We start from the raw sequence: 24,214 nt of genomic DNA, 5'->3' as shown, positions 1-24,214 counted from the left end.
ACTTTAAATAGAAATTGTATATTTAGTCATCCTTTGAATTGTAAAGTTTTTTTAGTGATTTGTAAGTGGAGATGCAAAATTGCATATAAAATGATGAGTATCTTTTTTTGGGGAGCTTTTTATTTTTAATCTGAAAATTAACATTTGTGAAAATGTTGAGAAAGGATATAAAATAAGAACGTGTATTCTTACAGAGTGGAATAGTATTACCACTAAATAGGGAGGTTTTTTATGATATATCGAATTAAAGATGCAGAAATATACTATGAAGTTGTGGGAGAGGGTAAACCGGTCATTATCATACATGGCTGCGCCCCTGACCATAGGTTAATGATGAAATGTATGGAATCAGTATTTCAGAAATATGAAGGTTATAAGCGAATATATATTGATTTACCTGGAATGGGAAAATCGAATGCTCCAAATTGGATAAATAGTTCAGATCGTATAATAGAAGTGCTTATCACATTTATTGAGGAAATCATTTCTACTGAAAAATTTTTATTGGTAGGAGAATCATATGGAGGCTATTTAGCCAAAGGTATACTTGCAAAGATGTTTGAGAGAGTTAGCGGATTACTATTAGTATGTCCTGTTGTTGTGGCGGAGCCAGAAAAAAGGATTCTTCCAGATAAACAGGTAATTGTACAAGATGAGGAATTTTTAAATACGCTCACTTCCACAGAAAGAGAGGAATTTTGTGAGTTAGCTGTAATAGCAAATGAATATACATATAAGCGATTTAAAGAAGAAATTAAGCCTGGGTTAGATGTTGCTAATGATGAATTTATTGAAAGGTTGCAAAAGAATTACTCTCTTACTATGGATTTTCAGCGTGAAAAATATGAAAATCCCGTTCTTTTACTGACTGGAAGACAAGATATATCAGTAGGTTATCAAAATATTATAGAAATTATTGAAGAATATCCAAGGGCAACATTAGCAGTGTTAGATATGGCAGGGCATAATTTGCAAATTGAGCAGCCTGAATTATTTGAGAGTTTAGTAGGAGAATGGATTAGACGAACAAATCAGCACAGTTTATAAAGTATTTTAGTATTACGCCTAAGTGTTGAAATGGGATAAATGAACGTGATTTATTAACTTATCTCGCTATTTTCCTGTAAAAGCCCGATTAGTGAGGGCTAATTAAAGTTTCACTTTATAAAAAATTTTAAGGAGAAATTATGAGCACATATATTTATATGGTTAGACATGGTGAGTCACCAAAACTAGAAGGAAATGAAAGAATGCGCGGGTTAACTGAGAGGGGACATATGGATGCCCGTAGAGTAACTGACATATTAAAAGCGGAGAGGATTGATACTTTTATTTCCAGTCCTTATAATCGGGCTATGTTAACGATAGAGGAGTCAGCTAATTTCCATGAAAAAGAAATAGTAGTATATGAAAATCTTAAAGAGTGTATGTTTTCAAGTGAGGATCAGGTTATATCAGACAAAGAGGTGTACCCACTTGTACAGAAGATGTTCTCTAATCCGGACTTTGCACGAATGGAAGGAGAGTCATATGCACATTGCCAGAGAAGAGTAGTGAAAGTATTAAAAGAAATCTTATTGGATTTTCAAGGACGCAAAATTGTAATTGGTACACATGGGCTTGTCATGACATTAATGATAAATTATTTTGATAAACAATATGGTTTTGAATTTTTAATGAATACGTCAAAACCAGATATATATAAGATGGAGTTTAAAGAAGAACAATTAATGAATGTGGAGAGATTATGGAAAGAGGAATAAAATTAGTTGCATGGATTTTGTTGTAAAAGTTACTTTATAGCAAAATCTTTTTTTGAATAGAAAGTATCTTTATCAACTATTTTTAGAATGTTAAATCAATAAGTAATTATTCAGTATTTGAATAAAGTATGAGGAAATTGATTTAGGGAAACAATTTTAAATGTGTCAAAACTCCAAACGTTGGATTTATATTCAATATGAGAAAAAGATGTAGAATTTTGTCTTACTGTCTCCGTTTACTTTTCATTTCATTACATATAGGCTTTGTGGTGTAAGGGGGACATCACCTTTACGCAAAATCTATAAGGAGGTCATTGTAATGAAACAGATTAAAAAGTTTGCGGGAGTTGCTTTAGCGGGGACGATTGGATTAAGTGGACTACTGTTTTTAGAACCAAGTGTAAGCGTTGCGGAAGCACAGCAAGTGAAAGAGGAGAATTTCAATGTAATTGATGTATCAATGAATCTAAATGAATTATATGTATTAAGTGGCAGAAGCATTGATGTTCTTTCTGGAGATAAAGAAGCAATTCAGCTAAATAAATACACAATTAGTTTTAGTAAACCCGGGAAGTACGTTATAAGGGTAAATGGCTGTATTTATGACGATGTATATACTTTTATTGTGAATGAGTAGTATATATTCTAAAATTATGAGATAAAAAAACACCTTATTTGCGGTGAGAATCGTAAATAGGGTGTTTGATTTGTATTAAGTTGTAATTTAAATATGTTTACTAACTTTATCTTTGTTTTGTAAAGTATGTAAAAGTGTTTGAAATACCTTAAATGATTGCTGAAAGATTGGACTTTGAATAAAAGTGTATAGAAAAGTTACGATAAAAACAGGGCCACCGAGCATAAATCCAATAACTAGTACAATACATTCTACTATGATTCTAGCACGGCTAATAGATAGTCCTGTTTTGTCGGAAATAGTAAGCATGAATCCATCACGAGGTCCAGCGCCAATTCCAGCAGCAACATACATACCTCCCCCAATACCCGTAATGGCGATACCAGAAAATAAAATGAGTAAGTTTAACCATAAATAATCACTAGCGTTTGGAAGAATATTTGATTGTAAGAAAAAGTCCATAATCGGACCGATAAGTAGTGCATTTAAAAATGTTCCCACATTTATATATTTTCGATCTACTAGTAAAGAAATGAGAACGAGACATAACCCACATATGACACTCCACGTACCAATCGTCCATCCAAACTTTTGGTAGAGAGCCATATTTAAAACTTCCCAAGGATGTAAACCGAGAAATTTTACTTTGACTGCAAGAGCATTTCCAAGGCCAAAGAAAATTAATCCTAAGAAAAAAAGAAAATAGCGAAAGAGAGTTAGCCTCATCTTTAAAACCTCCCATATTTTATAATTATGTATGTTACCTGTTACGGTTTTAATGTACAAATATTATGTCTTTTTATCATTCGTTTAAAAATGTTAACAATGTAAATTAAATATACATCTTCACAGTCAAAAAAGTTAAAATATTTCGTTTTAAGGATTATAATGGAGGGAGAAACATAAAAGGGAGTGAATGAACTTGAAACAAGAACTTATTGAAAGATTTACGAGATATGTAAAAATTGATACGCAATCAAATGAAGAAAGCCATACAGTACCAACAACACCAGGACAAATTGAGTTTGGTAAGTTATTAGTGGAAGAGCTAAAAGAAATTGGGTTAACAGAAGTAACGATGGACGATAACGGGTATGTAATGGCAACACTTCCGGCTAATACCGATAAGGATGTTCCTGTAATCGGCTTTTTAGCACATTTAGATACAGCAACAGATTTTACAGGGGAAAATGTAAAACCACAAATTCATGAAAACTTTGACGGAAACGCAATTACGTTAAATGAAGAGCTAAATGTTGTGTTAACACCAGAACAATTTCCAGAGTTACCATCTTATAAAGGCCATACAATTATTACAACTGATGGTACGACACTTCTTGGAGCAGATGATAAAGCTGGTCTTACAGAAATTATGGTTGCAATGAACCATTTAATACATAATCCGCAAATTAAGCACGGGAAAATAAGAGTAGCATTTACACCGGATGAAGAAATTGGTCGTGGGCCAGCGCATTTTGATGTAGAGGCGTTTGGTGCATCATTTGCTTATACGATGGATGGAGGCCCATTAGGTGGTTTAGAGTATGAAAGTTTTAATGCTGCAGGTGCTAAGTTAACGTTTAACGGAACGAATACACATCCTGGAACAGCGAAAAATAAAATGCGCAATGCTACTAAACTGGCTATGGAGTTTAACGGGTATTTACCAGTAGAAGAGGCGCCAGAATATACAGAAGGCTATGAAGGATTCTATCATTTACTTTCTTTAAGTGGTGATGTTGAGCAAAGTAAAGCGTATTATATTATTCGAGACTTTGATCGTGAAAATTTTGAGGCGCGTAAAAATAACGTTGAAAATATTGTGAAGACTATGCAAGAAAAGTATGGCGAAGATGCAGTCGTTTTAGAAATGAATGATCAATACTATAACATGCTTGAAAAAATTGAACCGGTAAGAGAAATTGTTGATATTGCATATGAAGCAATGAAAAGTTTAGACATTGAACCGAATATTCATCCGATTCGCGGAGGCACAGATGGATCACAATTATCATATATGGGATTACCGACGCCGAATATTTTCACTGGTGGTGAAAATTATCACGGTAAATTTGAGTATGTTTCGGTAGATACTATGGAAAAAGCCGTTCAAGTTATTGTGGAAATTGCAAGACGTTTTGAGGAGCAAGCTTAAAAAAGAACCAAGTAGTACGAATGTGCTACTTGGGTTCTTTTAATATAGTACTCGCCACAAATAAAAAGTCGCATAAGACTCCCAATTAGCCCAGTTTGCCGCGAAATCTTTTATTTCATTTTTAGTCGGTTTATTTTCGGAACCTGTTATAAATTTAATTGCATTATGCAGACCAACATCATCAATTGGAAAAGCTGAAGGAAATCTTAAACAACGCATTAAAACGTAGTTGGCAGTCCATGGGCCTATACCATGGATAGCAGTTAATTGTTTCTCAGCAACTTTTACATCTTGTGTTTGCAGTAAATCCTCTTTTGATAGTTTTCTCTCTGTAATAAGCTTCGCAATACCGATTAAATATTCACATTTTCTAGTCGTCAGTTTTAGTTGTTGAAGATCTTCTACATGTAGATTTGCAATTGTTTCAGGTGATGGGAATATCCAATGTTTTCTACCGTCCCATTCTACATAACTTCCAAATTGCTCAACTAATCTTCTTTTTAGCGTATAAGCATATGTTAGGTTAATTTGTTGACCGATAATTCCCCAGGAAAGTGCCTCAAATAAGTCTGGAATACCTAAAGTACGAAGGCCATAATATTGTTCAATTGGTCCTTGAAGGAGTAAATCATGTTTAGCTAATGTATAAAAGGGGGTTAAATCAGTAGTTAAATCAAACCATTCTTTTACATAGTTAGCTACAGCTTCACGTATCGATTTTTCAGATGTATATGATTCTTCTAAACAACGTATTTGAATATTTCCATCTGTATTCACACTAATTTCAACTAAAGGATTTACATCTTGAACAGGGATAACTTTATAAATTTTGTTATCTTCAATATGGAACATACATTCATTATTAGAACGTGATAGATAACGTAAATTTTCTTGGAAACAAAATTCTTTTGGAACTGCTATAGATAATGCGCTATTATATTCTGCTGTCATATGAATTCCACCTGAAACTTTTCTAATGTAAGCAATTTTTTCTTCATTTCTAATCCGCCCCTAAATCCGGTTAGTTTCCCATTCTTCCCAATAACGCGGTGACAAGGAATGGTAATAAGAAGAGGGTTAGCAGCAATAGCAGAAGCAACGGCGCGCACAGCTTTAGGTTTTTGAATTCTTTCAGCAATTTCTGTATAAGAATAGGTCTTTCCATAAGGAATTTCACGTACCGAATTCCAAACAGATAATTGAAAATTAGTTCCATAAGCATCGATAGGAAATGTAAAAGTTTCTCGCTTGTTTTCTAAATACTCGATAACTTCTTGTTTATATATTTGCAAGTAATCTGGAGTATGAATCAATATATGTTGGGGCATATTTTTTCTAGCCCATATATTTAATTCTTCAAAGTTTTCGTCTTGTGATCCAATGAAACATAGTCCATTTTCAGTTGCAGCAATATGAAATCGCCAATTTTTATGTGTAAGTAGCGTCCAATATATATAATTATTTTTGTAGGAATTCATTATCGTATCCCTCTTTCATTTCGTTCTTTTTTCGATATTCAGTAGGAGTAAATCCGGTTTTCTTTTTAAATAAAGTTGCGAAATACTCTGGGTTTTCTATCCCGACAGCAGTACTAATTTCTTTAATAGATTGATTTGTGTGTAAAAGGTATTCGGTTGCTTTAAGAACCCTGAATTGTTGTATATATTCTATAGGAGTTAGCCCTATTATTCTTTTGAAAGTACGCTGTAAATGAAAAGGGCTACCGTGACACATTTCCGCAAGCATGTCGAGAGTTAAGGATTCGTCATAATGCTTTTCGATATAGTCTTTAATTTGTTCTACCCACTCTTCATTAGGTAAAGTGATCCCATTTGGCTTACAACGTTTGCACGGGCGAAAGTTTTCACTTAATGCTTGCTCTGCATGATGAAAAATTCGTACATTGTTTCTATTCGGTATTCTTGATTTGCATGATGGTCTGCAAAAGATTCCAGTTGATTTCACAGCATAAAAGAATTTGCTATCATAGGAAGAATCATTATGAATAATTGCTTGCCAATACTCATTTGTTAATGTAACTCCTTCATTGTGCAAAGAACATCACCTCTGAAATTAGTATAACCTGAATAAAGTCCGTATGTATGTATTCATAAATGTAAGAGCAAGATTACAAAGATGAAAATATGATTGTTTTTCTATTTTGTGATAGCATGAAATTTGGAAATAAACATCAAGAGGAGGGCTAAAAGTGAAGTTAATTTCATGGAATGTAAATGGTTTGCGAGCAGTTATCGCAAAAGGTGGATTTTTGGAATATCTCGAGGAATCAAGTGCTGATATATTTTGTCTACAAGAGATTAAATTACAAGAAGGGCAAATTGATTTAAATCTAGAGGGATATTATACATACTGGAATTATGCTGTGAAAAAAGGATATTCAGGAACGGCTATTTTTTCGAAGAAAGAACCGCTTTCAGTTACATATGGTTTAGACATTGAAGAGCATGATCAAGAAGGGCGACTTATTACTTTAGAATTCGAAGATTTTTATATGATAACGTTATATACACCAAATTCAAAACGTGGATTAGAACGATTAGATTACAGAATGAAATGGGAAGATGATTTCAGGTCCTATATCAAACGATTAGATGAGAAAAAACCAGTTATTTTTTGTGGAGACTTAAATGTTGCTCATAAAGAAATCGATTTGAAAAATCCAAAAAGTAATCGTAAAAACCCTGGATTCTCTGATGAGGAACGAGAGAAATTTTCATGTATTTTAGAAGAAGGATTTATTGATACGTATCGTTACCTTTATCCTGATCAAGAAGATGCATACTCGTGGTGGTCGTATCGTATGGGCGCGAGAGCGAAAAATATAGGATGGCGTTTAGATTATTTTGTTGTTTCGGAAAGAATGAAAGACCAAATAACAGAAGCGAAAATTAATACTGAAGTAATGGGATCAGACCATTGTCCAGTTGAATTACATATCAATTTCTAAAAAAAGAAGTATCTCCCTAATATTAGGGGAATACTTCTTTTTTTAATTCAGTTTGTTAAAATTTTTCAAATCATTCTTGAAATAATTGCATATTAAATATATACTTAGTAACGATAATCATTATCAATGAAAAGCGTTATCAATGGATGAGGTATAAAAGAATTATAGCTTAGGGGAAGTGAACGAGAATGAGTTCTGGATAGAATTATTAATCTAATGAAATATATATGTAAGACAAGATTCATATAGTTGAATTTTATTGAGAATATAGTTTGAAAATTCGAGAGGAGACATATAAAGATGAACAAGAAATTATTTACTTTAGGGATGGTTACAGTTTTAAGTGTAGGTTTAGCGGCATGTAATAGTGCGGATAAAACTTCAGGTGAGCAAAAACAACAGACAAAAGCTACGGAAACGAAAAAAGATGAAAAACGAAAAATTACATATTTAGGTAAAGAGTATACAGTGCCAGCAAAAGTAGATAAAATTGCGACAGCTAGTTTAGAGTCAATGGAAGATGCGGCAGTACTTGGAATTAAACCAGTTGGTGCCATTACTGTAGGTGGTAAATTACCAAAATATCTTGAAAAAGAGTTAGAAGGTGCTAAATCTGTTGGTGAGAAAATGCAACCAAATTTCGAAACATTACTACAATTAAAACCAGATGTTATTACATCGAGTACGAAATTCCCAGCAGAAACAGCTGAAAAGTTTACAAAAGTAGCTCCTACATTCCCGGTATCACACGTTTCAACAAATTGGGAAGATAACTTAAAGTTAATGGGAGAATTAACTGGTAAAAAAGATAAAGCAGAAAAAATTATTAAGGATTACAATTCGGATGCTGAAAAAGCAAAAGCAAAACTAGGAGATAAGTTAAAAGATAAAAAAGTACTTGTCATAAGACTAAGAGCAAATGAATTATTCCTATATCCAGAAGGAGTATACTTCAACCCTGTAATTTATAAAGATCTTGGACTAACTGCTCCAGAACAATTGAAAACTGTAAAAGCACAAGAGAAAATTTCATTTGAAAAACTTGCTGAACTTAACCCGGATTATATTTTCTTACAATATGAGGCAAGTGAAAATAAAAACCCGAAAGTGTTAGAAGAAATTGAAAGCAATCCAATTTGGCAAAGTATGAATGCTGCGAAGGAAAAGAAAGTATTTGTAAATGTCGTAGATCCAATGGCACAAGGTGGTACTGCTTGGAGTAAAACAGCATTCTTAAAAGAAGCAGTGAAAAATTTATCTAAATAATACAATAAGTAAGGTGCGTTGAATGATATGCAGAAAACAAATGCAGTACCAGTAACTATATTATGTATAGCACCCATACTCATCATATTTACAGTTATACTTTCGATTTTGTATGGGGCGAAAAGTATTGATGCTGAAACAGTGTGGAACGCATTATTTCATTTTGATTCAAGTGATGTAAATCATAATATTATTATTACTTCACGTTTACCAAGGGTAGTTGCAGCTCTTTTAGTCGGAGCATTTCTAGCCATATCAGGAGCACTTATGCAGGGGATGACAAGAAACTATCTTGCATCCCCTTCTATTATGGGTGTGACGGATGGTGCTGCCTTTGTTATTACGCTTAGCATGATTTTTCTTCCGGGAATGTCATCAATTGGTATGGTTGTATGTTCAATGATTGGTTCTGCACTAGGAGCTGGTATCGTGTTTGGTTTTGGTTCGCTCCTTCAAAATGGCTTATCACCAGTTAGGTTAGCGATTATAGGAACAGTTATTGGAACATTTTTAAGCAGTGTATCGGCTGCCATGGCTTCGTATTTTCAAATTTCTCAAAATGTTAGTTTTTGGTTTAATGCAAAGTTAGATCAAGTAGATCCTAATATAATTAAAATCACGATACCGTTTGGGATAATTGGAATAATTTTAGCGTTGTTAATATCAAAATCTATTACCATTCTTTCATTAGGCGAAGAGGTTTCTATTAATTTAGGACAGCGTACAAAACTAGTTAAAGCGATGGCAATTTTATCAGTTATCTTTTTAACAGGAACAGCAGTTGCTTTAGTGGGGAAAGTTGGTTTTGTAGGTTTAATTATTCCGCACATTACCCGCTTTATAATTGGGGTAGATTATAAGTGGATTTTGCCATGTGCAGGCATTATTGGCGGCGTTTTCTTAGCTTTATGTGATGTTTTAAGTAGGTTTGTAAATTATCCATTTGAAACGCCAATTGGAGTCGTAACATCTTTAATTGGAATTCCTTTCTTCCTTTACTTAATTCGTACAAGAGGAGGAGAGAGACATGCTTAAAAGTTCAAGTCAACGTTTCGGGATGACGATGGGGATTATTGTATTTTTAATACTATGTGCCACTTACATTAGTTTAACGAATGGTACGTTTGATATTACGATTACAGATGTATTTAAAACACTTTTTAGAATTGAACCAGTACCAGAACATGATTTAGTTATTTTTGAGTTTCGTCTTCCGCGTATTGTAATTGCTGGATTAGTAGGATTAGGCCTTGGTGTTGCAGGTGCCGTTATTCAAGGGATTACGAGAAATGGATTGGCAGACCCAGGTATTTTAGGAGTAAATGCCGGAGCAGGAACAGCGATCGTCATTTTTATGTTTTTCTTTCAAGGGCAATTAAAAAGCACAGACTGGGTTTCTATTATGATGATGCCAATGTTTGGTTTAGTAGGCGGATTAGGTGCAGCTATCATCATTTATCTGTTTTCTTGGAAAAACGGTAAGTTGGATTCGCAGCGACTTTTATTAACAGGCATTGCAATTGGGACAGGATTTGGAGCCTTTTCTATGTACTTATCACTCAAAATGAAGTCAACTGATTTCGAGATGGCTGCAGTGTGGGTGTCTGGAAGCATATATAGTGCGAACTGGAAGTATATTGTAGCTATGTTACCGTGGCTTATTATCTTAATTCCACTGATACAAAAGAAAGCTTATTTATTAGATTTATTTCAATTGGAAGAAACGAGTATTACAAGTTTAGGTGTTTCAGTAGAACGAGAGAAATCAATTTTACTATTAAGTAGTATCGGACTTGTGAGTGCATGTGTTGCTGTTTCAGGGAGTATCGGTTTTATTGGTTTAATGGCACCGCATATAGCGAAAAGGCTTGTCGGTATTCAGCATAAGCATATCATTCCTACGTGCGGCGTAATCGGAATGTTTCTTGTAATTACTTCAGACTTTATTGCGAAAACAGTTTTCACACCTGTAGAGCTACCAGTTGGAATCGTTATTTCTATTGTCGGTGTACCGTATTTCTTATATTTACTTTATAAGGCGAAAGCGTAAGAGGAGGAATAAAATTGAGTATTTTAAGTGCAAAAAATTTAGAAACAAGTTATGAAAAGCTTACAGTGTTTCGCGATTTAAATGTGGAAATACAAGAAGGAAAAGTAACGACAATTATAGGTCCAAACGGTTGCGGTAAATCGACATTGTTAAAAACAATGGGAAGAATTTTAAAACAAAAAAGCGGAAAAGTATATTTGCAAGGACAAGATTTACATACAATTCCAACGAAAGAAATTGCGAAGCAGTTAGCTTTACTCCCGCAAACTCCAATTGCGCCAGGTGAACTTAAAGTGGAAGAATTAATTTCTTATGGACGCTATCCACATCGAAATAACGTAAATAAGTTAACGACAAAAGATAAAGAAATGATTGATTGGGCATTAAATATAACGAAAACTTCTGAATTTCGAACGAGACAAATTGCAAATTTATCAGGAGGCCAAAGACAAAAGGTATGGCTAGCGATGGCATTAGCACAAGAAACAGAAGTGTTGCTATTAGACGAGCCAACAACATACCTTGATATGTCTCATCAATTAGATGTATTACAAATTGTGGAGAGATTAAATAAAGAACATAATTGTACGGTCGTAATGGTACTACACGATATTAACCATGCAGCAAGGTTTTCAGATGAGATTATTGCAATGAAGGAAGGGGAAATCGTTACAACTGGTATCCCAGAAGAAATCATTACAAATGAAGTGTTAAAAGAAGTATTTCATATTGATGCGCGTGTCATGATTGATCCGTATAATGGGTCTCCTGTTTGTTTTGGGTACGATAGCGTTGGACTTAAAGAAGAGAAAGTTGAAATATATGTAACGAGTTAAAAAGGGGGGATATAAGATGAATACTACGATTGAAAAACAGCAGATTATAACATCTAATACGGAACAGTGGAAAATGTATTCGAAAATAGAAGGTAAGGAATATCAAATTCATATTTCAAAACCGAGGCAGCCAGCACCAGAGTCGGGCTATCCTGTTATATACGTATTAGATGGCAATGCCTTTTTTCAAACATTCCATGAAGCGGTTAAAATACAATCAGTTAGAGCAGAGAAAACAGGTGTTTCACCAGCCATTATAGTAGGTATTGGTTATCCGATTGAAGGGGCATTTTCAGGTGAAGAAAGATGCTATGATTTTACGCCTAGCGTAATTTCAAAAGATGCGCCTTTAAAACCAGACGGTAAACCGTGGCCAAAAACAGGAGGAGCACATAATTTCTTTACTTTTATCGAAGAAGAATTAAAGCCGCAGATTGAAAAGAATTACGAGATTGATAAAAGAAAACAAACGTTATTTGGGCATTCACTAGGTGGTTTATTTGCTTTACATATACTATTCACAAACGCAAATGCTTTTCAAAATTATTTTATTAGTAGTCCATCTATTTGGTGGAATAACCAATCTGTTCTTGAAAAAGAAGAGAATCTTATAAATGAATTAAACAGTGCCAAGTTTGAAACGGGAGTGTTCCTTACAGTTGGGTCACTAGAACGAGAGCATATGGTTGTAGGGGCAAACGAATTATCAGAGCGCCTTTTCCAAGTAAAACACGATCAGTTTAGATTTACGTTTTATGAAGCTGAAGGGGAGAATCACGCATCTGTTGTGCCGACTTCTTTAAGTAAAGGGTTAAGATTTATTAGTCACGTATAATTTGGAATGATTGTCTAATAAAATGCAAACGAAAGGCTATGGAGAAATTCTCCATAGCCTTTCGTTTGTTCAAGTAGAATTGTCCTTTTTGAAAGTTTTGTTTCAACTTTTCGTCTAAAGAGACAAAAAGTTGTCACAATTCGTTCACAATTAGCATAAACATAAAATAGACGAAATGAACTTATTTCCAAAAAGGCTTAGTTCATTCCATTTATGATTAGTGGAGCTAAAAGAACGGATTAAAAGTTCACTATATTCTCAAGGAGGTAGATCGTATGAAAACTATTCTTGCTATCGCTGGGCTTATTTGGGTTTTATCACATGGCATTCCAATTTATGAGGGAGAACAAATTCGCAGTGCTCTAAATAAAAATTTTAATGAATATCACGTTATTGATCGGCAAGGTAATGTTGTGACAGTTCGTGTAAATGACTGTTTTCATACGGTAACCGTTGAAGGAACTTCAATAGTGAATGATACAAAAGTATGTGATCAGCAATAATTATATATGGAAAGAAAAAATTTCTAGATTAAATAGCTGAAAATTAAGTTTTTAATATTATAGACGAAGGATAAGCGGGGGCGGGTAATCCCCGCTTATTCTTGTTTCATTTTATTGAATTTTGATGAGAGATATAATGATTTTTTTGACAAAAGGAAAGGGTATACTGAAAATTGAGATTAAGAAGCTAATGTGTTGTTAAGAATAATCATAAAGCGTAAATATACTCTTATGGGGTATCATGCGTAGATATTTAATGCTATAATTGGTATACTCATAAAAAACAATTGTTTTATTGGATGAAGAGAAACTTTAAGAAGGTGATAATATGGATCATAAAGAGCATGAAGCAGTAACATATAGATCAGAAAAAGAAAAAGAACAGATTATAAATAGATTAAAGAGAATTGAAGGACAGGTCCGCGGTATTCAAAACATGATTGAAAATGATCGTTATTGCGTAGATATTTTAGTGCAAATTTCAGCGATTAATGCAGCGATGAAAAAAGTAGGAATGGGCGTTCTCAAAAATCATACGAGTCATTGTGTTTCAGGAGCTATTAAAAATGGAAATGGTGACGAAGCAATTGAAGAATTAATGACAGTATTTGAACGTTTTTCAAAAGCGTAAAAACAAGCTAGGATTTAACTGGCTTGTTTTTTTCTTTATCCTTGTAGGGGTGTGAAAAAGTGTGTGTAAAATAAACTTTCAGAAAAAAATTGAAAAATCATGACAAAAAACCATTGATTACCTTAGGGGGGTATGGTAAGATGAGGTTGTGATTAACAAACAATGAATAAACAAGAGGAGGATTTTAAATGGAACAGTTAACATTACAAGTTGAAGGTATGTCTTGTGGACATTGTGTAAATGCTATCGAAAGCAGTGTGAAAGAGCTAAACGGTGTTGAACAAGTGAAAGTTCAACTAGCAGAAGGAACTGTTGAAGTTACTATCAACTCGTCTGCCGTAACATTAAAAGATATCGTTGCTGTAATCGAAGATCAAGGATACGATGTGCAATAATTATTTTTAGATATGGAAATAAATCGTACTTTAAATGAAGTACGATTTATTTTGCTAATAATTATACCTCATAAGGGTATATAGAGGTGAGAGACATGAATGAAAAAAAAGAGGCCAATCTTCAAATATCAGGAATGACATGTGCGGCATGTGCAAATAGAATTGAAAAAGGTCTAAAAAAAGTAGAAGGTGTCCATGAGGCAAATGTAAATTTTGCGCTTGAAAAAACAAAAATAATATACGATTCAACTAAAACAAATCCGCAACAGTTTAAAGAAAAAGTTGAATCGTTAGGATATGGAATTGTAAGTGATAAAGCCGAATTTACTGTTTCAGGAATGACATGTGCAGCATGTTCAAATAGAGTTGAAAAGCGTTTAAATAAGTTAGATGGTGTGAACAAAGCGACAGTAAATTTTGCTTTAGAATCAGCTACAGTAGACTTTAATCCTGATGAAGTTAATGTAAATGAAATGAAGAGCGCGATTACGAAGCTAGGATATAAATTAGAAGTGAAACCAGATGATCAAGATGCATCAACTGATCATCGATTACAAGAAATTGAAAGACAAAAGAAGAAGTTTATTATTTCGTTTATTTTATCTTTCCCGTTACTTTGGGCAATGGTTAGTCATTTCTCATTTACGTCGTTTATTTATTTACCAGATATGTTAATGAATCCTTGGGTGCAACTAGCACTTGCAACTCCTGTTCAATTTATCATTGGTGGACAGTTTTATGTTGGGGCTTATAAAGCGTTACGTAATAAAAGTGCGAATATGGATGTTCTCGTGGCGCTTGGAACGTCGGCCGCTTATTTTTATAGTGTATATGTAAGTATTCAATCTATTGGTTCTTCGGAACATATGACAGATTTATATTTTGAAACAAGTGCGGTACTTATTACATTAATTATTTTAGGTAAATTATTTGAAGCGAAAGCAAAAGGGCGCTCATCAGAAGCAATTAAAAAATTGATGGGTTTACAAGCGAAGACAGCTACAGTTGTGCGAGATGGAACAGAAATAAAAATTTTGATTGAAGAAGTAGTAGCTGGTGATATCGTCTATGTAAAGCCTGGTGAAAAAATACCAGTAGATGGTGAAATTGTAGAAGGAAAGTCAGCAATTGATGAATCGATGTTAACGGGTGAAAGTATTCCTGTTGATAAGTCAATTGGGGACGTAGTAATAGGTTCGACAATAAATAAAAATGGCTTTTTAAAAGTGAAAGCAACTAAGGTAGGAAGAGATACTGCATTAGCTCAAATTATTAAAGTAGTAGAAGAGGCACAAGGTTCAAAAGCTCCTATTCAAAGGGTAGCAGATCAAATTTCAGGTATTTTCGTACCGGTTGTAGTTGTGATTGCGATTATCACATTTGCAGTATGGATGATATTTGTTACACCTGGTGATTTTGGCGGAGCACTTGAGAAAATGATAGCAGTACTTGTTATCGCTTGTCCATGTGCATTAGGTCTTGCAACGCCTACATCTATTATGGCAGGATCAGGAAGATCAGCAGAGTATGGTATTTTATTTAAAGGTGGAGAGCATTTAGAAGCAACGCACCGATTAGATACGGTTATTTTAGATAAAACGGGTACAGTGACAAATGGGAAGCCGGTGTTAACAGATGTAATTGTAGCAGATGGATTCAATGAAAATGAATTGCTTAGATTAGTAGGGGCAGCAGAAAGAAATTCTGAACATCCACTTGCAGAAGCGATTGTAGAAGGAATTAAAGAAAAGAAAATTGATATCCCAAGTTCAGAAACGTTTGAAGCGATTCCGGGATTTGGTATCGAATCAGTTGTAGAAGGAAAACACTTATTAATTGGTACACGTCGATTAATGAAGAAATTCAATATTGATATTGAAGAAGTTTCTAAATCAATGGGAGCGCTAGAACGAGAAGGAAAAACAGCAATGCTTATTGCAATTGATAAAGAATATGTTGGTATAGTTGCGGTTGCGGATACGGTGAAAGATACTTCAAAAGCAGCTATCGCAAGACTGAAAAAAATGGGTCTAGACGTTGTGATGATTACAGGAGATAATACACAAACTGCTCAGGCAATTGCAAAGCAAGTTGGTATTGATTACGTAATTGCAGAAGTATTGCCAGAAGGAAAAGCAGAAGAAGTGAAAAAACTGCAAGCAAATGGTAAGAAAGTAGCGATGGTTGGAGACGGGATAAATGATGCTCCTGCTCTTGCTACAGCGAACATTGGTATGGCAATTGGAACGGGAACGGATGTAGCGATGGAAGCAGCGGATATAACGTTAATCCGCGGTGACTTAAATAGTATTGCTGATGCGATCTTTATGAGTAAAATGACGATAAGAAATATTAAACAAAATTTATTCTGGGCATTAGCTTATAACGCGTTAGGAATTCCAATTGCGGCATTAGGTTTCTTAGCCCCTTGGGTTGCTGGAGCAGCGATGGCATTTAGTTCTGTATCCGTTGTATTAAATGCGTTACGATTACAAAGAGTTAAATTAAAATCTTAAAAAGCTGCATTAAGTAATTGAATAGAATTAAAAAAACAATACTTTAAATAAGTATTGTTTTTTTGTTCGTATAGAAATTAAAACGATATAATAAAGAAGAAATATGGAATCGTATATAGTAGAAAAGTTAAGAGGTAGTTTGGTAAGGAGACTTATATATGTTAAAAGATATTATAATTAGGACATTTCAGAAAGAAGATTTAGATCAAGTATTACAAATGTTCTATGAGACAGTTCATACGGTTAATGCAAAAGATTATAATGATTTACAGCTACAGGTGTGGGCACCGGATCAACTAGATAGAGAAAGCTGGTTAAAGTCTTTAGAGAAGAATATTAGTTATGTAGCGGATCATAACGGTATAATATTGGGATTTGGGGATTACAACGATGAGCATTACGTAGATCGTTTATTTACACATAAAGATCATCAAGGGAAAAGAGTCGCTTCATACATACTACAGAAGTTAGAAAAAGAAGCTGTGAAATTGGGGCATAGGGAGATATATACAGAGGCGAGCATTACCGCAAAACCTTTTTTTGAAAGTAAAGGTTTTATTTGCATAAAAGAACAAAAGAAACAGCATAATGGTCAGATATTTATTAATTATGTTATGAAAAAAATATCCTTCTCATAAATGAGAAGGATATTTTTCATTATTTTACAGCTTCTTTTAGTTCTTTACCAGCTTTGAAAGCAGGTACTTTAGAAGCTGCGATTTGCATTTCTTCACCAGTTTGTGGGTTACGGCCTGTACGAGCAGCTCTTTCGCGAACTTCGAATGTACCGAATCCGATAAGTTGTACCTTTTCACCAGCAGCTAAAGTGTTAGTGATTGATTCTACTACAGTTTGTACAACTACAGTAGCTTCTTTTTGAGAAATCTCAGCATTTTGTGCTACGTTTTTAATTAATTCTGTTTTGTTCATGTTTTTCACCTCATATGTAAATAATGCTATTTAAGTTGTTATTATAACGTATAAAACATTCGAGAACAAGTGTACGTACATATATTCGCAAAAAAAATGAAATTTGTAATATTTTTTTAGGGCACTTTATTGACATTCCATTTAAGCGGACAGAGATTTGTTCTTCATTTCAGTCTTCTCTTGATAAGAAGGTAGTTCCTTATTATAAGATATGAAGTAAGGTAGTGCTACAAATAACATACCACCTACTAAATTTCCAAAGAAAACAAAAATAAAGTTTGGAAAATATTCAGCCCAAGTGAAATGACCGGCAAAAATCGCGGCTGGGATGACAAACATATTGGCTACAACGTGTTGAAATCCAATCGCAACAAAAGTCATAACCGGGAACCAAATGCCGATAATCTTTCCGATAAATTCTTTACTTCCCATACTGAGCCAAACAGCTAAACAAACGAGCCAGTTACATCCGATTGCAGAAATAAATGCTTGCAATGGTGTATCGTGTAGTTTCGCTTGAGCGATAGAAATAGTTTTCGCTAAAAAAGCTCCTTCAGTTAAGCCAACGATATGACCGAAAAAGTAGGCTACAAATACAGCCCCTATGAAATTGCTAAATGTAACAATAACTAAATTTCGTATGAAATAAAATAAAGTAATTTTCTTTTGAAGCCAGGCCATAGAAACTGTCATCATGTTACCAGTTACTAGTTCACCGCCTGCAAGAATAACGAGAATAAGACCAATAGGGAATACAGCAGCGCCTAGAAAACTAGAAAATGATCCCCAATATTTTGGCATTGTCCCAATAACATGAATATCGAGTAAATATCCTAATGCGATAAAAGCACCACCAAAAAAACCAAGAATTAGCATAGGGAGCAATGATAAATGAGCTTTTTTCCTTCCTGAATTCGCAGCAAGTTCCGTAATTTCTTCTGGTGTAAATACAGACATGAATAACCCCTCCGTAATAAAATGATGGAATGAATAGAGAAAATTTTAAAAATCTATGTATTATAAAAATATGTTATGATTTCTGTATAAAATTGTCAAAGTGAATAGGGAGGGAATTACATATTAAGAACATTATTCATGTTGTCACATTAATGTAACAATAAGGATTTAAAGTGTTTCTAGAGGTGAAAACATGAATACGAATCATGTAAAAAAAGAACGAAAAAAATCAATCATAAAGATATTTATTATTAGTTTTATAAGTATATTAATGATACCAGTAAGTTTGTATTATTATGCGACAGAAATAGAACGAAAACTAGTAACAGTTACATGGAATGAAATAGAAGATTCTGCAATTCCTAAAGAATTTAATAATAAAAAAATATTACAGTTTTCAGATGTACATTTAGGACCACAGTTTACACTGAAGCAACTTGAACATTTAGTGGAGAAGATGAATGAATTACATCCAGATATAGTAGTTTTTACCGGAGATTTAATAGATAAATTTGGGTCTTATAGTGCGGAAAAAGAAGAAGCGAAGGCTATTTTGCAGAAAATTTACGCTCCCTTAGGGAAATATGCTGTGTTTGGGAATCATGATAGGGGTGGGGGCGGTAGTTTATTTTACAAAGAATATATGGAGGAAGCTGGTTTTTCTGTATTAGTAAATGAAGTGCAGAAAATTAAAGTGGAAAACGGCAAATATATTACAATATCAGGTTTGGATGATTTTCTATTAGGGAAGCCGCAAATAGATTCAACTTTAAAAAACTTGAAACAAAATGATTTCAACATGTTATTAGTACATGAGCCGGATGTTGTAACCAAAATAAATCGTTACCCGGTTGATCTTCAACTGTCAGGACATAGTCACGGAGGACAAGTCCAAATTCCTTTTGTAGGTCCGTTAATTACTACCAAACTAGCTGAGAGCTATGTTGAAGGTATGTATGAAGTAGAGGGGAAGAGTAAGCCGTTATATTTATATGTAAATCGTGGCATTGGGACTACTAGGATGCCTGTTAGATTTTGGAGTGTACCTGAACTTTCAGTTTTTGTGTTGAAGCAAAATAGTGAATAGAATAGTAGGAGGACTTTTAGAGAAAGTTCTCTTTTTTTATTGATTAAACACTGAATATTATGTAAATTTTGTTTAAAGTGTTAAATAAAGAAAGGGGAATTTCTATGATAGAAACATGGCATAAAGAATTGGAAAGTTTATATAACCAAATAGTTTCATGGCGAAGAGATTTTCATCAATATCCAGAGCTATCGTTTCAAGAAATAGAAACGCCGAGAAAAATAGCTGAAACCTTAAAAAGTTTTCATATTGATGTGAAAACAAATATCGGGGGCAGAGGAGTAATCGGCGTAATTGAAGGTGGAAGACCTGGGAAGACGATAGCGCTACGTGCTGATTTCGATGCACTACCTATCCAAGATGAAAAGCAAGTTTCATATAAATCAAAGATTCCTGGTGTAATGCACGCTTGTGGGCATGATGGACATACAGCAACACTTTTAGGAGTTGCAAAAATATTAAGTGACCATAGAGATCAGCTTTCTGGAAAAATAGTTCTTATACATCAACATGCAGAAGAGAAAGAACCTGGTGGGGCAATTGCCATGATTGAGGATGGTTGTTTAGAGGGAGTAGATGTTGTATTTGGTACACATTTATCTTCTCAAATGCCATTAGGAATTGTTGGTGCAAGAGCTGGAGCAATGATGGCAGCAGCTGATTCTTTTGAAGTGAAGGTTCAAGGGCGAGGTGGTCATGGAGGTATGCCGCATCATACTGTAGATACTATTATCGTCGCAACGCAAGTTATTAATCAATTACAACTTTTAGTTAGTAGAAAAGTAGATCCGCTTCAATCTGCAGTATTAACAGTAGGCACATTTTATGCTGGTCAAGCAGATAATATTATTGCAGATACTGCTACATTTACAGGGACCATTCGAACGCTAGATCCTGAAGTGAGAGAATATATGGAGAAGGAATTTAAACGAGTTGTTGAAGGGATTTGTCAGTCTCTTCATGCTGAAGTTAATATTCAATATAAACGAGGCTATCCAATATTAATAAATCATGTAGATGAAACACGTCATTTTATGACGGTTGCGGAACGTGATCTTGGCAGAGAACGGGTCATGGAAGTACCACCTATTATGGGGGGAGAAGATTTTGCATACTACTTAGAACATGTTCCTGGAGCATTTTTCTTCACAGGTGCGGGGAATGAAGAAATAGGAGCGACATATCCACATCATCATCCTCAATTTGATTTTGATGAACAAGCGATGTTAATTGGTGGTAAATTACTTTTAAGTCTTGTGAATAGTTATGTAAGAGATGAAAAAGAATCTTTTCATCATGTAGAAGTGAAAAAGTAATTTACATAAATAAAAAACAACAACAATAGGCCCTATAACCTATTGTTGTTTTTTATTATTTATGCAAGGAAAGACCATCAAAATATGTTCTATAGTTACTAGAGAATTCAAAGTTGTTTTTTGCATCCCAATTAATAGACCAAGACATTAGGCCGCGGAATGCAGGATAGCCACTCTGGTTAGAAAGTTTATACTTTCCTCCGAACGGAACGCCTTTAATGATATAATTTAAAGCTTTTTTCATTTCAGTTGGCGAAATGTATCCACCACTTGGAGCTGCCGCCGGTGCTGCTGGAATCCCAATCATGACTTGATCTGAACGAAGAGCTGGGAAAATGTTATTTGGATTACCACCTACAGGAAAACCATGTAAGAGCATATCTGCCATAGCGACTTCGTAGTCTGCAGTACCTTGATTGTAGTTATTACCGTCCATTCCAATCCCGCTACCAGCATTGTAGTGTTGAACGTGAATGTATGTTAGTTTATCTTTCACTCCGTAAATAATCGGTAAATATGCACCCCAGATACTTCCGTATGCGCTATAACCGCCTTGAACATAAGCTGTTTCAGGAGCCATGCTTAATAGAAAATCTGGACCATAATGATCTGAGATTGTTCGAATAGCTGATATAAGATTTACGATTTGGGGAGTAGTTGGGTTTTTGAAATTAGTGTCATTTCCGTTTAAATAAATACCTGATTCAAGGTCAATATCTATTCCATCAAAACCGTATTTATCGATTAGAGATTGTATGGAATTAATAAAACGTTGCTTAGCGGCATTGTCAGGAAGTAAAACGACTCCATTTTGTCCACCTATTGAAAGAACTACTTTCTTTCCTTTACTTTTTAAATAAGAAATATCTGATTTGAAGTCTGCATCTGTACCATACACAGGAGAAAATTCAACAGTGGAACGATCACCACCAGTTTCACCAAAAGATACATTGATTACATCCCATTTTGGTGAAACGTCTTTTAATTTAATAATGCCAGTACCGTTATCAAAGTTATGCCAGTATCCAACGAGTAATTTTGAACCTAAATTGTTTGCTGCTTGTGCTTGGAAAGGGGATAGCGGTAGAAGTAAGAACATTACTAAAATACAACAAAAAAATTTGAACTTGTTTAACATATCAACACTCCTATACAAAAAGTTGTCTAGATGTATAATCTTGTTTATTTAATAATATCTGAAAGTTCTTTCTTTTGTAAGAGGACTATAATTTTCTCAACAATTGTGTATAGGAAAGTATTAAACCTAATGTAATAATTTTTGAAGGAGGTTGAATTGTAATTGTTAAATTCAGAATATTTTGATATATTTTAAAGTATAGGACAAAATCTTTCGCACAGTACTCTTACATAAATTTCAAAATTTAGTTTGGAAGGGGATGTACAAGATTTGGATAAAAATCTAAAGAAAGACCTCAAAATACGCCACATTACAATGATCTCAATTGGCGGCGTAATAGGGGCTGGTTTGTTTGTTGGAAGTGGTGCAGTTGTACATTCGGCAGGACCAGGTTCTATCGTTTCATATGCATTAGCAGGACTTCTAGTCATTTTCGTCATGAGAATGCTAGGAGAAATGGCAGCTGTTAATCCGACAAGTGGTTCATTTGCAACGTATGCAAGAGAAGCGATTGGTCCTTGGGCGGGTTATACAATAGGCTGGTTATACTGGTTTTTCTGGGTAATTGTTATTGCAATAGAAGCCACAGCAGGTGCTGGTATTATCCAATATTGGATTCCACAAATACCGCTTTGGTTATTAAGTTTAATATTAACAATTTTATTAACGCTGACGAACGTTTTTTCGGTAAAATCATTTGGAGAGTTTGAATATTGGTTTTCTTTTATTAAAGTAATAAGTATTGTTTTGTTCCTTTGTCTAGGTCTTGCTGTTATTTTAGGATTTGTTCCAGGAACAGAAGCACCCGGCACTTCGAATTTAATTGGACAAGGTGGATTTATGCCAAACGGTATAAGTTCGGTATTGCTTGGAATTACTGTCGTTATATTTTCATTTATGGGATCAGAGATTGTAGCAGTAGCAGCAGGTGAATCTGCAGAACCTGTAAAAGCAGTAAAAACAGCAACAAACAGTGTGATTTGGCGTATTCTTGTATTTTTTATTGGGTCTATAGCGGTAGTTGTTACACTACTGCCATGGAATTCAGCAAACATATTAAAAAGTCCATTTGTAGCTGTACTTGAACATATAGGAATACCAGCGGCAGCGCAAATTATGAATTTTATCGTTTTAACAGCTGTGCTTTCTTGCTTAAATTCAGGATTATATACAAATTCAAGAATGCTTTTTTCAATGGCAGAAAGAGGAGATGCTCCAAAGTCATTTTTAAAATTGAACAGTAGTGGTGTTCCAGTTCGGGCCGTTTTATTCGGAACGTTCTTCGCTTATATTGGAGTTGTGTTTAGTTACATTTCTCCAGATAAAGTCTTTTTGTTTTTAGTGAATGCATCTGGCGGGATTGCGCTACTAGTTTATCTCGTTATTGCAGTTTCGCATTTAAAGATGCGTAAAAAAATGGGGAAAGTAGAACAACAAAATTTGAAAGTGAAAATGTGGCTTTTTCCGTATGTAACGTATGTTACAATTGCTGCTATTATAGCAGTTTTAGTTGCGATGTTCGCAATTGATACTTTACGTTCACAAGCACTTTTAACAATGTTTGTTACAGTTCTTATAATACTTTCTTATTTTATTTTTAATAGAAATAAAAATAGCACAGTTTTGAATCCTAAAAGTAAGAATGAGGAATCTGTTCGATTCTAATTTTCTTATTTTCGAAGAGAGTTACACCCAATCATTGCTATAAAAGAATCATATATAATCATAGAAACAAGTAATTACTATTGTCATAGTGAATATAAACTTTTTTCTTGACTTTTTATACGAAGGCGAGCAAAATGGTAAAAAAGGAAGGGGGGGGATGATGATGGAAGAGTATGTATTAGAGCTGTATAACCTGTTATATACAACAGAATGGCAAGATATTGTTTCGTTTCTAGGAATCGTATTTTGCATGAAAATTGTAATTGTATATATGGAAGAGCAAGGTATGTTCTATTCCTTCTCATCTCCGTTCGATGTGCAGAGCGAGCCGTTGCTAAACTATGCCAATGTGAATTACGAACAATTTCCTTTTGTAGTTTTCTTTATGATTCGATTTATTACAGCAATTGTAAGGAAAAAGGAAAGTGACGATGAAGAGTGCCACTCAACTTGTAATATAGTGAATGTTTTTTAAGCTAAATACAAGGAGGAGATTTATATGTGGTTTCGATTTCTTATGATTGGTTTCTTTTCATTAACAGCAATTTCTTTAATGGGATATCAAG

26 protein-coding genes are annotated in these 24,214 nt (G+C 34.2%); 19 read left to right on the top strand and 7 right to left on the bottom strand.

Annotated elements, in window-relative coordinates:
- Positions 1 to 231 precede the first annotated feature (231 nt).
- The 3 genes from F3I02_RS10000 to F3I02_RS09990 all read left to right on the top strand — a co-directional run bounded on the left by F3I02_RS10000 (position 232) and on the right by F3I02_RS09990 (position 2,400).
- Positions 232 to 1,047 carry an alpha/beta fold hydrolase gene (locus F3I02_RS10000; protein ID WP_000640344.1) on the top strand — a complete coding sequence of 272 codons (816 nt, stop codon included), beginning with the start codon at positions 232 to 234 and terminating at the stop codon, positions 1,045 to 1,047.
- A 140-nt stretch (positions 1,048 to 1,187) separates the two neighbouring features.
- Positions 1,188 to 1,763, top strand: a complete 576-nt coding sequence (locus tag F3I02_RS09995) for a histidine phosphatase family protein (protein WP_061884504.1) — start codon at positions 1,188 to 1,190, stop codon at positions 1,761 to 1,763.
- A gap of 319 nt (positions 1,764 to 2,082) precedes the next feature.
- On the top strand, positions 2,083 to 2,400 hold the full coding sequence (locus F3I02_RS09990) for a hypothetical protein (protein WP_000809491.1): 318 nt from the start codon (positions 2,083 to 2,085) through the stop codon (positions 2,398 to 2,400).
- An 87-nt stretch (positions 2,401 to 2,487) separates the two neighbouring features.
- On the opposite strand, the gene F3I02_RS09985 is transcribed toward F3I02_RS09990, so the two are convergent.
- Positions 2,488 to 3,126, bottom strand: a complete 639-nt coding sequence (locus F3I02_RS09985) for a YczE/YyaS/YitT family protein (RefSeq protein WP_001241254.1) — start codon at positions 3,124 to 3,126, stop codon at positions 2,488 to 2,490.
- Positions 3,127 to 3,322: 196 nt separating this feature from the next.
- Between F3I02_RS09985 and pepT the strand changes: the two genes are divergently transcribed.
- Entirely contained in the window at positions 3,323 to 4,555 is a 1,233-nt protein-coding gene (gene pepT / locus F3I02_RS09980; protein ID WP_000807004.1) for a peptidase T, read from the top strand.
- A 39-nt stretch (positions 4,556 to 4,594) separates the two neighbouring features.
- Here the strand turns inward: pepT and F3I02_RS09975 are convergent, their stop codons facing one another.
- Genes F3I02_RS09975 through F3I02_RS09965 form a run of 3 tightly spaced genes read right to left on the bottom strand, consistent with a single transcriptional unit; the run spans position 4,595 to position 6,610 of the window.
- Positions 4,595 to 5,506: a DNA glycosylase gene (locus F3I02_RS09975; protein WP_000123508.1), complete on the bottom strand. Its 912-nt coding sequence runs from the start codon at positions 5,504 to 5,506 to the stop codon at positions 4,595 to 4,597.
- A complete protein-coding gene (locus tag F3I02_RS09970; protein WP_196477909.1) occupies positions 5,503 to 6,033 on the bottom strand; it encodes a methylated-DNA--[protein]-cysteine S-methyltransferase in 531 nt (176 codons plus the stop codon). Before F3I02_RS09970 ends, F3I02_RS09975 begins: the two co-directional genes overlap by 4 nt.
- Positions 6,014 to 6,610, bottom strand: a complete 597-nt coding sequence (locus F3I02_RS09965) for a bifunctional transcriptional activator/DNA repair enzyme AdaA (protein WP_000551322.1) — start codon at positions 6,608 to 6,610, stop codon at positions 6,014 to 6,016. The genes F3I02_RS09970 and F3I02_RS09965 overlap by 20 nt, the downstream gene beginning before the upstream one ends.
- Before the next feature lie 154 nt (positions 6,611 to 6,764).
- Here F3I02_RS09965 and F3I02_RS09960 point away from each other — a divergent pair, with 154 nt between their 5' ends.
- The 11 genes from F3I02_RS09960 (at position 6,765) to F3I02_RS09910 (ending at position 17,193) form a co-directional block, all read left to right on the top strand.
- Positions 6,765 to 7,523 (top strand): exodeoxyribonuclease III, encoded by a 759-nt coding sequence (locus F3I02_RS09960; protein WP_000767616.1) that lies wholly within the window; start codon positions 6,765 to 6,767, stop codon positions 7,521 to 7,523.
- Positions 7,524 to 7,823: 300 nt separating this feature from the next.
- On the top strand, positions 7,824 to 8,789 hold the full coding sequence (locus tag F3I02_RS09955; protein ID WP_001035506.1) for an iron-hydroxamate ABC transporter substrate-binding protein: 966 nt from the start codon (positions 7,824 to 7,826) through the stop codon (positions 8,787 to 8,789).
- 27 nt (positions 8,790 to 8,816) lie between these two features.
- Positions 8,817 to 9,824 carry a FecCD family ABC transporter permease gene (locus F3I02_RS09950; RefSeq protein ID WP_061884502.1) on the top strand — a complete coding sequence of 336 codons (1,008 nt, stop codon included), beginning with the start codon at positions 8,817 to 8,819 and terminating at the stop codon, positions 9,822 to 9,824.
- A complete protein-coding gene (locus F3I02_RS09945; RefSeq protein ID WP_196477908.1) occupies positions 9,817 to 10,839 on the top strand; it encodes a FecCD family ABC transporter permease in 1,023 nt (340 codons plus the stop codon). Before F3I02_RS09950 ends, F3I02_RS09945 begins: the two co-directional genes overlap by 8 nt.
- A gap of 14 nt (positions 10,840 to 10,853) precedes the next feature.
- A complete protein-coding gene (locus tag F3I02_RS09940; protein ID WP_000025767.1) occupies positions 10,854 to 11,675 on the top strand; it encodes an ABC transporter ATP-binding protein in 822 nt (273 codons plus the stop codon).
- Positions 11,676 to 11,691: 16 nt separating this feature from the next.
- The gene (locus F3I02_RS09935; protein WP_001098316.1) at positions 11,692 to 12,510 is read left to right on the top strand and encodes an alpha/beta hydrolase; all 819 of its coding nucleotides are present in this window, start codon (positions 11,692 to 11,694) and stop codon (positions 12,508 to 12,510) included.
- A 275-nt stretch (positions 12,511 to 12,785) separates the two neighbouring features.
- On the top strand, positions 12,786 to 13,013 hold the full coding sequence (locus F3I02_RS09930; RefSeq protein ID WP_196477907.1) for a hypothetical protein: 228 nt from the start codon (positions 12,786 to 12,788) through the stop codon (positions 13,011 to 13,013).
- Positions 13,014 to 13,341: 328 nt separating this feature from the next.
- A complete protein-coding gene (locus F3I02_RS09925; protein ID WP_000349639.1) occupies positions 13,342 to 13,644 on the top strand; it encodes a metal-sensing transcriptional repressor in 303 nt (100 codons plus the stop codon).
- A gap of 188 nt (positions 13,645 to 13,832) precedes the next feature.
- Positions 13,833 to 14,039, top strand: a complete 207-nt coding sequence (copZ, locus tag F3I02_RS09920) for a copper chaperone CopZ (protein WP_000436977.1) — start codon at positions 13,833 to 13,835, stop codon at positions 14,037 to 14,039.
- Positions 14,040 to 14,134: 95 nt separating this feature from the next.
- On the top strand, positions 14,135 to 16,555 hold the full coding sequence (locus tag F3I02_RS09915) for a heavy metal translocating P-type ATPase (RefSeq protein ID WP_001003172.1): 2,421 nt from the start codon (positions 14,135 to 14,137) through the stop codon (positions 16,553 to 16,555).
- A gap of 158 nt (positions 16,556 to 16,713) precedes the next feature.
- Positions 16,714 to 17,193, top strand: a complete 480-nt coding sequence (locus F3I02_RS09910; RefSeq protein WP_196477906.1) for a GNAT family N-acetyltransferase — start codon at positions 16,714 to 16,716, stop codon at positions 17,191 to 17,193.
- Between the two features lie 19 nt (positions 17,194 to 17,212).
- Here the strand turns inward: F3I02_RS09910 and F3I02_RS09905 are convergent, their stop codons facing one another.
- Complete coding sequence (locus F3I02_RS09905) at positions 17,213 to 17,485, bottom strand: HU family DNA-binding protein (RefSeq protein WP_001043904.1); 273 nt, start codon at positions 17,483 to 17,485, stop codon at positions 17,213 to 17,215.
- Between the two features lie 141 nt (positions 17,486 to 17,626).
- On the bottom strand, positions 17,627 to 18,442 hold the full coding sequence (locus F3I02_RS09900; RefSeq protein WP_000110536.1) for a formate/nitrite transporter family protein: 816 nt from the start codon (positions 18,440 to 18,442) through the stop codon (positions 17,627 to 17,629).
- Positions 18,443 to 18,635: 193 nt separating this feature from the next.
- Between F3I02_RS09900 and F3I02_RS09895 the strand changes: the two genes are divergently transcribed.
- Both F3I02_RS09895 and F3I02_RS09890 read left to right on the top strand, forming a co-directional pair.
- Positions 18,636 to 19,529 (top strand): metallophosphoesterase, encoded by an 894-nt coding sequence (locus F3I02_RS09895; protein ID WP_001095331.1) that lies wholly within the window; start codon positions 18,636 to 18,638, stop codon positions 19,527 to 19,529.
- 104 nt (positions 19,530 to 19,633) lie between these two features.
- Positions 19,634 to 20,845 carry a M20 metallopeptidase family protein gene (locus tag F3I02_RS09890; protein WP_000573496.1) on the top strand — a complete coding sequence of 404 codons (1,212 nt, stop codon included), beginning with the start codon at positions 19,634 to 19,636 and terminating at the stop codon, positions 20,843 to 20,845.
- A 55-nt stretch (positions 20,846 to 20,900) separates the two neighbouring features.
- Here the strand turns inward: F3I02_RS09890 and F3I02_RS09885 are convergent, their stop codons facing one another.
- Positions 20,901 to 21,983, bottom strand: a complete 1,083-nt coding sequence (locus F3I02_RS09885) for a chitinase (RefSeq protein ID WP_196477905.1) — start codon at positions 21,981 to 21,983, stop codon at positions 20,901 to 20,903.
- Between the two features lie 270 nt (positions 21,984 to 22,253).
- On the opposite strand from F3I02_RS09885, the gene gabP reads away from it, so the two are divergent.
- Both gabP and F3I02_RS09875 read left to right on the top strand, forming a co-directional pair.
- Entirely contained in the window at positions 22,254 to 23,648 is a 1,395-nt protein-coding gene (gabP, locus tag F3I02_RS09880; protein ID WP_000360113.1) for a GABA permease, read from the top strand.
- Positions 23,649 to 23,808: 160 nt separating this feature from the next.
- Positions 23,809 to 24,123 carry a hypothetical protein gene (locus F3I02_RS09875; protein WP_196477904.1) on the top strand — a complete coding sequence of 105 codons (315 nt, stop codon included), beginning with the start codon at positions 23,809 to 23,811 and terminating at the stop codon, positions 24,121 to 24,123.
- Positions 24,124 to 24,214: the final 91 nt, after the last annotated feature.

The sequence above is a fragment of the Bacillus sp. SRB3LM genome (assembly GCF_015712745.1).
GTDB lineage: Bacteria > Bacillota > Bacilli > Bacillales > Bacillaceae_G > Bacillus_A > Bacillus_A thuringiensis_K.
This window is presented reverse-complemented; position numbering and strand designations above follow the sequence as displayed.